The organism is Salipiger abyssi (assembly GCF_017311415.1).
Lineage (GTDB): Bacteria > Pseudomonadota > Alphaproteobacteria > Rhodobacterales > Rhodobacteraceae > Salipiger > Salipiger abyssi_A.
In genome coordinates, this window is the sequence record NZ_JAEKIS010000027.1 from 1 (window position 1) to 12,765 (window position 12,765).

The window sequence follows — 12,765 nt, forward strand, 5'->3', positions numbered from 1 at the left end:
TTCCTTCGGTCGGCCGCGGCGCCAAACCGCCATGATCAGGGCATCGGTCACCATCTGGGACGTCATCTGATCGCTCATGGACCAACCGACGACACGCCGCGAGAACAGATCAATGACGGCCGCAACGTAGAGCCAACCCTCCGCCGTCCAGATATAGGTGAAGTCTGCCACCCATTTCTGGTTCGGGCCGTCCGCATCGAACTCTCGCTCGAGCACATTGGCAGCTATGATCGACCTCGTGCCCTGGTCCTTCGGTGGGTGCCAACGCCTGGGACGCGCTCTGAATGCTTGCTGCCGCATCAGACGTTCAACGCAATGCAACCCGCAGGAATAGCCATCTTCGAGAAGATCACGCCAGATACGCCGGGCCCCATAGGTTCGATCGGAACGCAAAAAGCTCGCTCGGATCGCCGCCGAGAGCTCTTCATCGCGGATCGACCGGTCGCTGCGTGCTCGCGTCAGCCAGGCATGGAAGCCGCTTCGTGACACACCGAGCGCATCACACATCCAACTTACGGGCCAGACCCCTCGGTGCTTCGCTACAAACCCAAACATCACAGTTGGTCCTTGGCGAAGTAGGCGGCCGCTTTTTTTAAGATGTCGCGCTCCGCCTTCAGTTTTGACACTTCGCGCCGCAGCTTCCTCAGTTCCTCTTGTTCCGGCGTCAGCTTGCCGTGACCGGGAAACGCAGCCGACCCGTCTGCCTCAGATGCCCGCACCCACCGGCGGAGCACAGTCGCATGTATGCCAAGATCCCGTGAAGCTTGCGCAGTGCTGACCCCACGCTTCGTGATCAGTTCCACCGCTTCCTGCTTGAACTCGCGGCTGAATGCTCTTCTCGTCATGTAGTTTCTCCGGTTTCATAAACACCTTATCTCGGTGTCCACGAAACCGGCAGCAGGCCAGAAAGACCTGCGAGCGTGGTCGGTCGAAACCCTTGGCGGTCATGCGACGCGGCCTCCGATTGGACATCGCGCCGCTTGGGCGCCAGCCCTTTCAGTCGATCCCGTTGGCGCGCTGCAATTCACGCACATAGGTGACGATCCCGGCAATGTCGGCGCGGGTCAGCCCCTGCTGCGGAGGCATGTTGCCGAAGGTCCAGTGATGGGCCTGTACTCCGCGTTGGGCGGCGACGAAAAACGCCATGTCGCCGTGGTGCGAAGGTTCGTAGATCCTGTGCACGAAGGGCGGACCAAAGCCCTGTCTGCCCGCCGCGTTTTCGCCGTGGCAGGCGGCGCAGACGGCATCGAAGGCGCGCTTGCCGATCTGCGCCTCGGTCGACAGGCTCTCGGGGAGCGTGACGGAAACGATGGGTGCGCCCTCGACCGGTGCCTGCGCCTCTTTGGGCGGTTCCTCTCCGGCCTTCCAGGTGATCGCGATCGCTGCGCCGATGGCCGCGATCAGAACGACCGCGCCGGCGATAAGTGTTTTGTTCATTTCAATATCCTTGACCGCACGGGGGGCTGCGCCGCCTGCGGATGTTCCTGTGATGTCTGGATACCCCGCCGGAGCGGCGGGAAGGTTTCCCGAGGAAAGCCGGTCAGAGGCGCGGAGGCGGCAAGTCGCAGGGCGGTGCCGTGGCGGCTCGGATTTCGGCAGCAGGCAGTGGAAAGCCACCGGCGACTGTCCGAATGGCAAGACCCGCGATGCCGGTCCCGGGGAGCGTCGCGGTGGCGCAGCCGGCCATATGGAGACAGGCAGACCCAGCCATATGCTCCGCCGCGCCGCCCTGACAGCCGTCACAGTCATGCGCATGATGCGCCGCGATGCCTTTCCCGGAGACGCTCATTGCCATGCCGCTCTGCGGCAGAGCGGCAAGGGCGAGGAAGCCCGCGAGGAAAAGGAGGAGGAGTGCGCGCATGGCTGCTCCGGTCATGAACAGGCGGAGATTGCCCCGAAGCGGTGGTCGCGGTCAAGGCGAACACCGCTTCGGGGGCCGGCGCGCTCAGAGTTTGGCGGCGCGCAGCCGCAGGGCGTTGCCGATCACCGAGACCGACGAAAGGCTCATCGCTGCGGCCGCCACGATGGGCGAGAGCAGGATGCCGAAGAACGGGTAGAGGATGCCCGCCGCCAGCGGCACACCCGCCGAATTGTAGACGAAGGCGAAGAACAGGTTTTGGCGGATGTTGCGCATGGTTGCTTCGGCGAGGTGACGCGCGCGCACGATGCCGACGAGATCGCCCTTCACCAGCGTGATGCCCGCGCTCTCCATCGCCACATCCGCGCCGGTGCCCATGGCGATGCCGACATCGGCGGCGGCCAGCGCCGGCGCGTCGTTGACCCCGTCACCCGCCATCGCCACCGACCGGCCTTCCTTGCGCAGACGCTCGATCAGGGCGTGCTTGTCCTCGGGGCTGACCTCGGCGTGCACCTCGTCGATCTTCAGCGCGCGCGCCACCGCCTCGGCCGTGGCCTTGGCGTCGCCAGTGGCCATGACGATGCGCAGCCCCGCCTCATGCAGAGCGCGGATCGCCTCGGGCGTACTCTCCTTTACGCGGTCGGCAACCGCCACCAGCCCGGCGGCGCGCCCGTCCACGGCGACGAACATCGCGGTCTTGCCATCGGCCTGCAATGCGCCGGCGCGGTCGGAGAGGGGGCCCAGTGCGACGTCCTCGTCCGCCATCAGGGCCGCGTTGCCGAGCGCGACACGCTGGCCGTCGACGCTGCCGGTGACCCCCTTGCCGGTGACCGCGTCGAAATCGGAGGCCTCGCGCTCCGGCGCGCCTGCCTCCTTCGCGCCGGCGGTGATCGCCTCGGCAAGCGGGTGTTCGGAGCCACGCTCCAGAGCGGCTGCAAACGCCAGCAACTCGATCTTTTCCATACCGTCCGAGGGCTCGGCATCGGTCAGCGTCGGTTTGCCTTCGGTCAGTGTGCCCGTCTTGTCCACGACGAGAACGTCGACCCTGGAGAACCGTTCCAGCGCCTTCGCGTCGCGGATCAGGACACCCGCCTGTGCGCCGCGCCCGGTGGAGACCATGATCGACATCGGGGTGGCGAGTCCAAGCGCGCAGGGACAGGCGATGATCAGGACCGAGACCGCCGCCACGAAGGCGTAAGACAGCGCCGGCGAGGGCCCGAAGATCGCCCATGCAAGAAAGGCCAGTACCGCGACGCCCACCACGGCGGGCACGAAATAAGCCGCGACCCGATCGGCCATCGCCTGGATCGGTGCGCGCGAGCGTTGCGCTTTCGAGACCATCTCGACGATGCGCGACAGAGTGGTCTCAGAGCCCACATTCTCCGCCCGCATGAGGAAGCTGCCGGATTTGTTGAGCGTGCCTCCCGTTACCGGTTCGCCCTCGGTCTTTTCGACCGGGACCGGCTCGCCGGTGATCATGCTCTCGTCGACAGAGGAGCGCCCTTCGGTCACCACGCCGTCCACCGGCACGCTTTCGCCGGGGCGCACGCGCAGGATGTCGCCCGAGGCAACCTCATCGAGCGGCACGTCTGCCTCGGAGCCGTCGCTGACGCGCCGCGCGGTCTTTGGCGCGAGGTCGAGAAGCGCGCGGATCGCGTCGCCTGTGCGCTCGCGCGCGGCCAGTTCCATGACCTGGCCGATCAACACCAGCACGAGGATCACCGCGGCGGCTTCGAAGTAGATCGGCGTCATGCCCATGTCGTCGCGCATCGCCTGCGGGAACAGCCCCGGCGCCAGCAACGAGACGATTGAGAAGAGATACGCCGCCCCGGTGCCGAGCGCGATCAGCGTCCACATATTGGGCGAGCGGTTGACGATCGAGGCCCAGCCACGCTTGAAGAAGGGCCAGCAGAGCAACACCACCGGGGTCGCCAGGGCGAACTGCGCCCAGGCAAACAGATCATGTCCGAACCACTCGGCGAAGGGGATGCCGATATGGGCGCCCATCTCCAGCACAAAGACCAGCGCCGCGAGCGGCGCGGTGATCTTCAGCCGACGTTTTAAGTCGACATATTCCGGGTTTGGGCCGCTCTCTGCCGAAGGGGTCACCGGCTCCAGCGCCATCCCGCATTTCGGGCAGTCGCCGGGCGCGTCCCGGACGATCTCGGGATGCATCGGGCAGGTATACTTGGTGCCCTCGGGCATCGCCTCCGGTGCAGGCCTGTCTTTGAGATAGGCCTCTGGCTCGTCTTCGAATTTCGTCTGGCAGCGTTCTGAACAGAAGTAATATTTTTCGCCCCCATGCTTGAGCATGTGGGCGGCTGTAGAGCGGTCCACCTCCATGCCGCAAACCGGGTCCGTGGCGGTGAGATAGGCCGTCGGGTCGTCGCGGAACCTGTCGCGGCAGCGCTCGGAGCAGAAATGATAGCGATGCCCCTCATGGTCGAAATGGGGCTTGTCCGCATCGGGCTCTACGGTCATGCCGCAAACCGGATCCCGGGTCACCGCGTCGGCTGCCCCCTGCGATGTCTCGCCAGGCGTGTTATGTGCGTGGGCCATGCAAACCTCCGGATCATTGGCATCAACGTCCAGCTACGAACTGGGGTTCCAGCAGGGGGCAGGTCAAGAGCGGCCGCGCAGAACAATTTCGGCAAGGCCCGGCCCATTCCCAAGCCAGAGTGGGGAGGGCGCAGCAGATGTGCTGCACTGGCCGTGGGCGTCAGGCGGTGAGGCTGACGAGGATGCGGTCCATCATCGCGTCGCAGGCGGCGAGCTGGGGCAGGGTGACGTATTCGTCCGGCTTGTGCCCTTGATCTTCCATCGAACCGGGGCCGCAAACGACGGTGGGGATGCCCAGCCCCTGAAAGTATCCGGCCTCTGTGCCAAAGGCCACTTTGGTGACCGCATTGCTCTGCGCGAGGCCCTTGGCCAGCGTGACGATCTCCGCATCCTCTTGCTGGTCGAGCCCCGGATAGGCGTTGACCTGCGTCACCTCGACCCGCGCCTGCGGGCTCTGCGTGGCGAAACGCGCGGTGACCTGCGCTGCCGCGTCTCGGATCCGCGCGGCGATTTCCTCGGCGGGATCGGCGGCGAGGTGGCGGTATTCAAAGCGCAGCTCGGCCCGGTCGGGCACGATGTTCAGCGCGGTGCCACCCGAAAGCGTGCCCACATGGATCGTGGTATAGGGCACGTCATAGGCCGGATCTCTGGCGCCGTTCTGCGCGTAGTGGTCCTGAATGCCGCGCAGCTCGGTCACGAACTCCGCCGCCAGATGCAGTGCGTTGACAAAGCGCGGCGCCAGCGCCGAGTGCCCGCTTTCACCATGACACACCGCCTCGAAGGCCGCCTTGCCCTTGTGCCCGATGGCGACCTGCATCTCGGTCGGCTCGCCGACGAAACAGACGCGTGGCGTGCCGAGCGCCTCGGGCAGCGCGCCGATCATCGACCGGATACCGACGCAGCCGATCTCCTCGTCGTAGGAAATCGCCAGTTTCAGCGGTTCCTTCAGCGGCGCCTTCGCCGCGCGGTCGGCGAGCGCCAGCATGCTGGCGAGATAGCCCTTCATATCCGTGGTGCCGCGCCCGTAGAGGCGATCCCCCTCGCGGGTCAGGCGGAACGGATCGCGGTGCCAGACCTGCCCCGCGACCGGCACCACATCGGTATGCGCAGACAGCATCACCCCGTGACCCTCCGGCCCCAGCACGGCAAAGAGCCCGGCCTTCTCTCCCGTCGCGTCCGGCAGGCGCGTCACACGGAAGCCGCGCGCCTTGAGGTAATCTTCCACAAAGCCGATCAGCGGCAGGTTGGATCTGGCGCTGGTGGTGTCGAAGGAGATCAGCCGGTCGAGAAGGGAGAGCGTGTCCATGAGATGCCTTGCGCTGTGCGACGGTCAGAGTCCCGCCGCGATTTCGGTGATGGCCTCGCGCAGAATGCCCTCGATCTCGTCGATCATCGGCTCATCCAGGATGAGCGTCGGCGACAGGATCAGCACATTGCCCAGAGGCCGGGCGACGAGGCCGCGTTTTTGGCAGGCGCGGGCGACCTTGAGCCCGACAGCCGCCTCGGCGGGGTGGCTTTCCTTGGTCGCGCGGTCCTTGACGAATTCGATGCCCATCATGAAATGGCTGCCCCGCACCTCGCCAACGAGATCGAGATCAGCAAGCCCGCGCAGCCTGCGCTCGAAATACGCGCCTGTTGTGCGGACGCGCTCGGGGATGCCCTCGCGCTCCATGATGGCGATATTGGTAAGCGCGGCGGCAGCGGCGGCCGGGTGGCCGGAATAGGTCATGCCATGCAGGAACATGCCGTCGGGGCCCGAAATCACCTCGTGGATTTCGTCGGAGACCAGCGTGGCAGACATCGGCTGATAGCCCGAGGTAAGGCCCTTGGCGGTGTTGATGATGTCGGGCGTGGTGCCGAACACATCCTCGGAGGCAAAGAAATGCCCCAGCCGGCCAAAGGCGGTCACCACCTCGTCGGCGATATATTTGATATCGTTCGCGCGGCAAATCTCCTGCATGCGGCGGTGATAGCCCTGCGGCGCCGCGATCACCCCGCCCGCGCCCTGGATCGGCTCGGCGACAAAGGCGCAGATGTTTTCCGCGCCGATCTGCTCGATGCTCTGGCTCAGTTCCTCGGCCAGCGCGTCGAGGAATTCCGCTTCGCTCATACCCTCGCCCTCGCGCCAGAAATGCGGCGCGCGCAGGTGGTGGACGAGATCCAAGGCGGCGGTCCAGCCCTCGGAATAGGCGGGCGTCGTCATCGCCATCGAGAGATGGGTGGAGCCGTGATAGGCGCCGAGGCGTGACAGCACCTTGAGCTTGTTCGGGCGCCCCTTGCGGATGTTGTAATGGTGCAGGATGCGGATCGCGCTGTCATTGGCGACCGAGCCGGAATTGCCGAAATAGACCGCGTTCAGGTCGCCCGGCGCCAGCGACGCCAGCTTCTCCGACAGCGCGGCGGCGGTCGGGTGGGTGAAGTTGTAGAAGGTCGAGTAATAGTCGAGCTGGCGGAGCTGCTCCGCGATGGCGTCGATCATCTCCTGTCGCCCGTGGCCGATATTCACGCACCAGAGCCCGGCGATCCCGTCGATCATCCGGTTTCCGTCATTGTCGTAGACAAAGGCGCCCTCGGCGCGGCTGATGACGGTCCGCGCGCCCTTCGCCTTGAGAGCGTTCAGGTCGGCGAAGGACTGGATGAGGTGGCTGTCCTGGGCAAGAATTTCGGCGGTGCTGGTCATATCGGTCTCTGATCGGCTGAGGATGGGACGGCTTGAAAGGATACCCCTTTCAACTCGCCCAAAGACTACGGTATGGCCATTGGAGGGGTATATACCCCCAAGGAGGTATCCCGTGACACCCAGCCTTGCCCTTGCCACAGATGACCCGCGAGCCACGGCCCTGGCGGCGGCGCTGGAAGCGCTCGGGACAGAGGCGTTTCCGCAGGCGCTGGCTGGCTGGCTGGGCCGGGAGCTCGCCTTCGACAATGTCACGACGCTGGCCTATCGCGACGGCGCGGCGCCCGAGATGCTCTACCGCGCGGCGGCGGAGCCTCGGGTGCATGCGCGGCTCGACAGCGCCTATCTGGAGGGCGCCTATCTGCTCGACCCGTTCCATCAACTCCATCTCGATGCGGCACCGGACGGGCTCTATCGTCTGCAAGACATCGCGCCCGATCACTTCACCCGGGGCGATTATTACCTGACCTACTACGCGGGCACGACGCTGACCGACGAGATCGCCTATATCGCCTCGCCCACGCCAGGGGCGAGCGTGACCGTCTGCCTTGGCCGCGACGCGTCGTCGGGAAAGCGGTTTTCCGGCCGCGATCTGGCCGAGGCCGCGCGCATCGCGCCTGTTTGCTTCGCGCTGATGCGGCGACACTGGGCAGGGCTCCATCCGGGCGGTGCGCCGGCACCCGACAGCGACCCGGTGGTCGACAGGCTGCGGCGCAACGCGGCGGCAAGGCTCGGGATCGAACTGACCCCGCGCCAGGCGGAAACCGCGTTTCTGATCCTTAAGGGGCATTCCACCGCCTCCATCGCGCTGCGGCTCGATCTCAGCCCGCAGACCGTCAAGGTGTTCCGCAAACAGCTCTACCACCGCTGCGCCATCAGCTCTCAGGCGGAACTGTTTTCGCTGTTCCTGCCACTGCTGGGCGCGCCTGAGGCCCGCTGACCTCCAGCGGCACGCCGCCGCGCGAAAACCCGTCATGCACCCAGCTCTGCGCGAACTCGACAAAGCTGCGCACCACATGGGTGGTCTCGGCCTGCGGCGGCACCAGAAGGCCCATCTTCAGCGCCCGCAGTTCCCCGGCGAGCGGGATGAATTTCAGCGCCTTGCCGTCGGGCGAGAGCCCGTTCAGCGGGCGCAGATTGGCGATGGAATAGCCAAAGCCGTTGGCCACGAGGCTGCGCACCACCGCGATATCGCGCGAACGTTCGGCAATCTCGGGCTTGATGCCCTTTTCCTGAAAGAAGGACAGGAAGTAATCGGCGCTCTGCGGCAGGTCGAGCAGCACCATGGGCAGGGCGCGCAGCTCCTCCACGGCGATCTCGTCGCGGGCCGCCAGCGGGTGATCGGCGGCGATGAGCACGAAGGGCGGCAGCGCCATCAGCGGAATGAAGGTCAGGTCCGGCGGCACCACGAGGTCATAGGCCAGCGCCACGTCGATCTCGGCCCGGCGCAGGGCGCTGACCAGATCGTTGGCATCGTATTCCGACTGGGTGAAGCGGGCGTCGGGATAGGCATCTACGAAATCCCGACGCAAGGCCGGCAGGACCACCTGCGCAAAGGTCAGCATACAGCCCACCGTGATCGGCCCGCGCACCTGGCCCGAGATATCGCCCGCCAGATCGATCAGCCGGTCGGCTTCGCGCAGCACCGCCCTGGCCTGATCCATCAGCGCCCGGCCCGCCTGCGTCAGCGACAGGCCCTGCGCGTGCTGGCGCACGAAGAGCGGCATGCCGAATTCGGTTTCCAGCTGCGAGATCGCGGTGGAGATCGATGGCGACGAGACATTCACCCGCCCCGCCGCCACGGTGATGCTGCCCGCCTCTCCGACCGCCACGAAATATTCAAGCTGCCGGAGCGTGTAACGGATCATTGGGCGCCTCTTGGCCACGTCGCGACCTACAGTTTGTACTTGATCCAGGTGGTTTTCAACGCCGTGTATTTGTCGAGCGAATGCAACGAGAGATCGCGCCCGAAGCCCGATTGCTTCATGCCGCCAAAAGGCGTCTGGGCCGAGAGCGCATCCACGTTGTTCACCGAGACGGTGCCCACATGCAGCCGGTCGGAAACGCGCATCGCCCGGCTGAGATTGTCGGTCCAGACCGAGGCGGCAAGACCGTAGATGCTATCATTGGCCATGGCGATGACCTCTTCCTCGGTGTCGAAGGGGATGACGGCGAGCACCGGGCCGAACACCTCTTCGGTGGCGATGGGATCGTGTTGCGCCACATCGCCGAAGATCGTGGGCGCCACGAAGCAGCCCTTGCCCGCAAGCGTCACACGCTCGCCGCCGGAGACCAGCCGCGTGCTTTCCCGCGCCGCCGCGATCCGCGCCATGATGGATTGCGTCTGTTTCTCGTCCACGATGGCGCCGAGCCTGGTGGCAGGGTCCAGCGGGTTGCCGGGGGCCATCGCCTCGGCGCGGGCTTTCAGCAGCGCGAGGAATTCGTCCTGAATCGAGCGCTCCACATAAAGCCGGCTGTTGGCGGAACAGACCTGCCCGCCATTGAAGAAGATCCCGAAGGCTGCCATGTCGGCGGCGGTTTCCAGATCCTCGCAATCGGCAAAGACGATATTGGGGCTCTTGCCGCCGGTCTCGGGCCAGACCGCTTTCAGGTTCGACTGGCCGGAATATTCCATGAATTTCCTGCCCACGGCGGTGGAGCCGGTGAAGGCGAGGCAATCCACATCCATATGCAGGCCGAGCGCCTTGCCCGCCGTGGCGCCAAAGCCGGGCACCACGTTGAAGACGCCCGGCGGCACGCCTGCCTCGGAGGCGAGTTCCGCCAGACGCAGCGCCGAAAGCGGCGATTGCTCGGCGGGTTTCAGCACCACGGAATTGCCGGCGGCCAGCGCCGCGGCGGATTTCCACGTCGCCATGTCGAGCGGGAAGTTCCACGGCACCACCGCGCCCACCACCCCCAGCGGCACCCGGCGCACCAGCGCCAGATCGCCTTTGCCGGTGGGGGCGACCTCGTCGTAAAGCTTGTCGATGGCCTCGGCATACCACTGGAAGAAATGCGCCGAGCCCGGCACGTCGACGGTGGCCGCATCCGTGACCGGCTTGCCCATGTCGAGACTGTCGAGCAGCGCCAGCTCCACCAGATTCTCGCGGATGAGCTCGGCGAGCTTCAGCAGCACCGCCTTGCGACCGCCCGGATCCATGCGCGACCAGCGCCCGTCCTCAAAGGCGGCGCGGGCGGCCTTGACCGCGCGGTCCACATCGGCGGCATCGCATTCGGCGATCTGCGCGATCTCTTCGCCCGTGGCCGGGTTGATCGTGGCAAAGGTCTTGCCCGAGGCCGCGTCGGTGAATTGCCCGTCGATATAGGCTTTCGTGCGGAAGCAGAGGGCGGCGGCGGCCTCCTGCCAGTCGGCAAAGCTCAGGTCCATGATGTCTCTCTTGTCGGTCTGTGCGTCATTCGTCGCCCGGCACGCCATAGGAGGGCGCCTCGCGCGGATCGAGGGCGCGCTGCACATAGGCGTCGAGCTGCGGTTTGTAGATGTCCCAGGCGGTGGCGACGGCCTCGATGGGGCAGTCTTCGGTCCAGTCGCAGCGCAGATCGGCGACCGGCCAAGCGACCCTGTCGACGATCATCATGCCGGCGGAATGCACCGGCCCGGCCTCACCTCCGGCGGCCAGCCCCGCGCGCATCGCGGCGATCAGCCGGTCGCCGATATGGCCGCTGGCGGCGAGGTAGCCGTCGACGATGGCCTGCGGCACCGTGTCATTGGCCAGAAGATTGCCGCCCGAGGCGACATCCTGCGCCCGCGCCTCTGTCCAGATCCCCAGCGAGTTGGGGCCGGAATGGATGGCGGTGTTGCCGTCGGTATCGACGGCCAGCACCTGCCGGTACTCGATAAAGCTGCCCGTCGCCTTGATCTCGGCAATCGCCTCGGCGGCGCTCATGCCGCCCGCCATCAGGTCGAGCGTGCGCGGCCCGAGCGTCGGGTCGGTGACGTTCTGCGAGGCGACCGCCGCCACGCCCGCGCGGGCATAGGAGCAGCGCGCGGCCACGGCGGGGGAGGAGGAGGAGATCGCGACACCGAACATGCCGGTCTCGGGGCAGCGGGCGACGAGTGAAAAGGTCATGCGATCAGGCCTTGTAGTCGTCGGGGATCACGGCGGTGCCGTCGATTTCGACCAGCCAGTCGGGCCGCGCCAGCGCGCTCACCACAAGCCCCGTCGAGACCGGATGCACGCCTTTGATATATTCGCCCATGGTGCGGTAGACCGCCTCGCGGTGGCGCACATCGGTGATATAGACCACCACCTTCACCAGATGCTCCATCGAACCGCCGGCCTCTTCGATGAGCTGCCGAATGTTCTGCATCACCTTGTGGGTCTGCTCCACCGGGTCGTGGCTTTCGATATTCCTGGCGTCGTCGAGGTTCTGCGGGCACTGGCCGCGCAGCCAGACCGTCTTGCCGCCCTGCGTGACCACGGCCTGACAGAGATCGTTATCGAGCTTCTGCTCGGGATAGGTCTCTTTGGTGTTGAAGGGGCGGATGCGCGTATGGGCCATCTTGGTCTCCTTGGGGCGGACGGATCTTTTGCCCGTGCCGCCGGGGTGGGCCCGCCCCGGGATCGCCGGAGCGGGGAAGGGGATTATTGCAGCAGGTCGGTCCAGACCTTGGTCACCAGATCCTGCGCGGCGGGGCTGCATGCCTGGGCGAAGACCACCGGCACGTCGGGGAACAGCTCGGGCGCGTTCTCCTTGGTGTAGAGCGCCTTGCTCTCGTCGATCTCGACCGGCGCGGAATGCGCGTAATAGTTATACTGCTCGGTGGCGTTCTCGACAGTGGACATGAACTCGATAAAGGCCTTGGCGTTGTCGATATTCGCGGCCCCCGCCGGAACCACGAAGCTGTCGAGCCAGCCGACAAGACCCTCTTTCGGCATCGCATATTCCACATGCGCGCCGCTGTTGCGCAGGCGCAGCGTGTTGCCGTCCCACCAGAAATGCGCGGCGACCTCGCCGGAGCCCAGACGGTTCTCGATATTGTCCGAGGTATAGGCCACCACCGCGGGTTTCTGTGCCATCAGCAGATCGTAGACCTTTTTCATCTCGGCCTTGTCCTCGGTGCAGTATTCGACACCGAGATAGAGCTGCGCCGCCGAGACGACCTCGTCGGGATATGAGAGCAGTGCGATGGAGCCCGCCAGATCGGTCGGCTCGAACAGCACCGACCAGCTGTCGACAGGGCCGTCATATTTGTCGCGGTTGACCGAGAACCCGGCGGTGCCATAGGCGAGCGGGATGGAATAGTCGTTTTCCGGATCCCACCACTGGCCCTGCCAGCGCTCATCGAGCTGGTCATAGGCATCGAGCTCATAGGCGTCGATGTCTTCCAGCAGGCCCTCGTCGGCCATGATCTTCACAAAGTGCTGCGAGGGGGTCACCAGGTCATAGCCCGAAGAGCCCGCCTGAAGCTTGGTCAGCGCGTCCTCGTTCGAGGAAAAGCTGTCGACATTCACCTCGATGCCGGTTTCCTCGGAGAATTTGGCAATCAGCTCGGGCGAGATCGAGTCCGCCCAGGCGTAGATGTTCAGCTCGCCCTCGGCGGCGGCGGGCAGCGCGACGGGCAGGATCAGTGTGGTTGCGAGAAGCAGTTTCTTCATGTGTCGTTTCTCCTTGTTGCGCCCTTGTTGGTTAGCGTGGAGGGGGTGGCCCA

Annotated in this window: 11 protein-coding genes and 1 pseudogene; 1 reads left to right on the forward strand and 11 read right to left on the reverse strand. The window is 65.7% G+C overall.

The features are described from left to right. The 6 genes and pseudogenes from I6N89_RS22735 to I6N89_RS22760 all read right to left on the reverse strand — a co-directional run. Nucleotides 1-845 (reverse strand): annotated as a pseudogene (locus tag I6N89_RS22735) (IS3 family transposase); the annotation flags it as partial. Between the two features lie 151 nt (nucleotides 846-996). Then, nucleotides 997-1,437, reverse strand: a complete 441-nt coding sequence (locus I6N89_RS22740; protein ID WP_207020646.1) for a c-type cytochrome — start codon at nucleotides 1,435-1,437, stop codon at nucleotides 997-999. 103 nt (nucleotides 1,438-1,540) lie between these two features. Beyond that, the gene (locus tag I6N89_RS22745) at nucleotides 1,541-1,861 is read right to left on the reverse strand and encodes a hypothetical protein (RefSeq protein WP_207020647.1); all 321 of its coding nucleotides are present in this window, start codon (nucleotides 1,859-1,861) and stop codon (nucleotides 1,541-1,543) included. An 84-nt stretch (nucleotides 1,862-1,945) separates the two neighbouring features. Beyond that, complete coding sequence (locus I6N89_RS22750; RefSeq protein WP_207020648.1) at nucleotides 1,946-4,417, reverse strand: heavy metal translocating P-type ATPase; 2,472 nt, start codon at nucleotides 4,415-4,417, stop codon at nucleotides 1,946-1,948. Nucleotides 4,418-4,577: 160 nt separating this feature from the next. Further along, entirely contained in the window at nucleotides 4,578-5,723 is a 1,146-nt protein-coding gene (argE, locus tag I6N89_RS22755) for an acetylornithine deacetylase (protein ID WP_207020649.1), read from the reverse strand. A gap of 24 nt (nucleotides 5,724-5,747) precedes the next feature. Continuing rightward, nucleotides 5,748-7,097 (reverse strand): aminotransferase class III-fold pyridoxal phosphate-dependent enzyme, encoded by a 1,350-nt coding sequence (locus I6N89_RS22760; RefSeq protein WP_207020650.1) that lies wholly within the window; start codon nucleotides 7,095-7,097, stop codon nucleotides 5,748-5,750. Between the two features lie 112 nt (nucleotides 7,098-7,209). On the opposite strand from I6N89_RS22760, the gene I6N89_RS22765 reads away from it, so the two are divergent. After that, nucleotides 7,210-8,034 carry a helix-turn-helix transcriptional regulator gene (locus tag I6N89_RS22765; RefSeq protein ID WP_328805919.1) on the forward strand — a complete coding sequence of 275 codons (825 nt, stop codon included), beginning with the start codon at nucleotides 7,210-7,212 and terminating at the stop codon, nucleotides 8,032-8,034. Here the strand turns inward: I6N89_RS22765 and I6N89_RS22770 are convergent. The 5 genes from I6N89_RS22770 to I6N89_RS22790 form a co-directional block, all read right to left on the reverse strand. Next, nucleotides 7,970-8,962 carry a LysR family transcriptional regulator gene (locus I6N89_RS22770; RefSeq protein ID WP_207020652.1) on the reverse strand — a complete coding sequence of 331 codons (993 nt, stop codon included), beginning with the start codon at nucleotides 8,960-8,962 and terminating at the stop codon, nucleotides 7,970-7,972. The two genes, I6N89_RS22765 and I6N89_RS22770, sit on opposite strands and share 65 nt — an antisense overlap. A 26-nt stretch (nucleotides 8,963-8,988) precedes the next feature. Next, complete coding sequence (locus I6N89_RS22775; protein ID WP_236016792.1) at nucleotides 8,989-10,482, reverse strand: aldehyde dehydrogenase; 1,494 nt, start codon at nucleotides 10,480-10,482, stop codon at nucleotides 8,989-8,991. 25 nt (nucleotides 10,483-10,507) lie between these two features. Continuing rightward, nucleotides 10,508-11,182 (reverse strand): DUF1028 domain-containing protein, encoded by a 675-nt coding sequence (locus I6N89_RS22780; protein ID WP_207020653.1) that lies wholly within the window; start codon nucleotides 11,180-11,182, stop codon nucleotides 10,508-10,510. A 4-nt stretch (nucleotides 11,183-11,186) separates the two neighbouring features. Continuing rightward, nucleotides 11,187-11,615: a RidA family protein gene (locus I6N89_RS22785; RefSeq protein WP_076694004.1), complete on the reverse strand. Its 429-nt coding sequence runs from the start codon at nucleotides 11,613-11,615 to the stop codon at nucleotides 11,187-11,189. A gap of 83 nt (nucleotides 11,616-11,698) precedes the next feature. Then, nucleotides 11,699-12,712, reverse strand: a complete 1,014-nt coding sequence (locus I6N89_RS22790; RefSeq protein ID WP_207020654.1) for an extracellular solute-binding protein — start codon at nucleotides 12,710-12,712, stop codon at nucleotides 11,699-11,701. Between the last annotated feature and the right edge of the window lie 53 nt (nucleotides 12,713-12,765).

Excerpts from the sequence above, each read along its gene's own strand:
- I6N89_RS22740 (WP_207020646.1), bottom strand. The coding sequence starts at position 1,437 with ATGAACAAAACACTTATCGCCGGCGCGGTCGTTCTGATCGCGGCCATC.
- I6N89_RS22785 (WP_076694004.1), bottom strand. The coding sequence starts at position 11,615 with ATGGCCCATACGCGCATCCGCCCCTTCAACACCAAAGAGACCTATCCC.
- I6N89_RS22790 (WP_207020654.1), bottom strand. The coding sequence starts at position 12,712 with ATGAAGAAACTGCTTCTCGCAACCACACTGATCCTGCCCGTCGCGCTG.
- I6N89_RS22775 (WP_236016792.1), bottom strand. The coding sequence starts at position 10,482 with ATGGACCTGAGCTTTGCCGACTGGCAGGAGGCCGCCGCCGCCCTCTGC.
- I6N89_RS22745 (WP_207020647.1), bottom strand. The coding sequence starts at position 1,861 with ATGCGCGCACTCCTCCTCCTTTTCCTCGCGGGCTTCCTCGCCCTTGCC.
- I6N89_RS22780 (WP_207020653.1), bottom strand. The coding sequence starts at position 11,182 with ATGACCTTTTCACTCGTCGCCCGCTGCCCCGAGACCGGCATGTTCGGT.
- argE (WP_207020649.1), bottom strand. The coding sequence starts at position 5,723 with ATGGACACGCTCTCCCTTCTCGACCGGCTGATCTCCTTCGACACCACC.
- I6N89_RS22770 (WP_207020652.1), bottom strand. The coding sequence starts at position 8,962 with ATGATCCGTTACACGCTCCGGCAGCTTGAATATTTCGTGGCGGTCGGA.
- I6N89_RS22750 (WP_207020648.1), bottom strand. The coding sequence starts at position 4,417 with ATGGCCCACGCACATAACACGCCTGGCGAGACATCGCAGGGGGCAGCC.
- I6N89_RS22760 (WP_207020650.1), bottom strand. The coding sequence starts at position 7,097 with ATGACCAGCACCGCCGAAATTCTTGCCCAGGACAGCCACCTCATCCAG.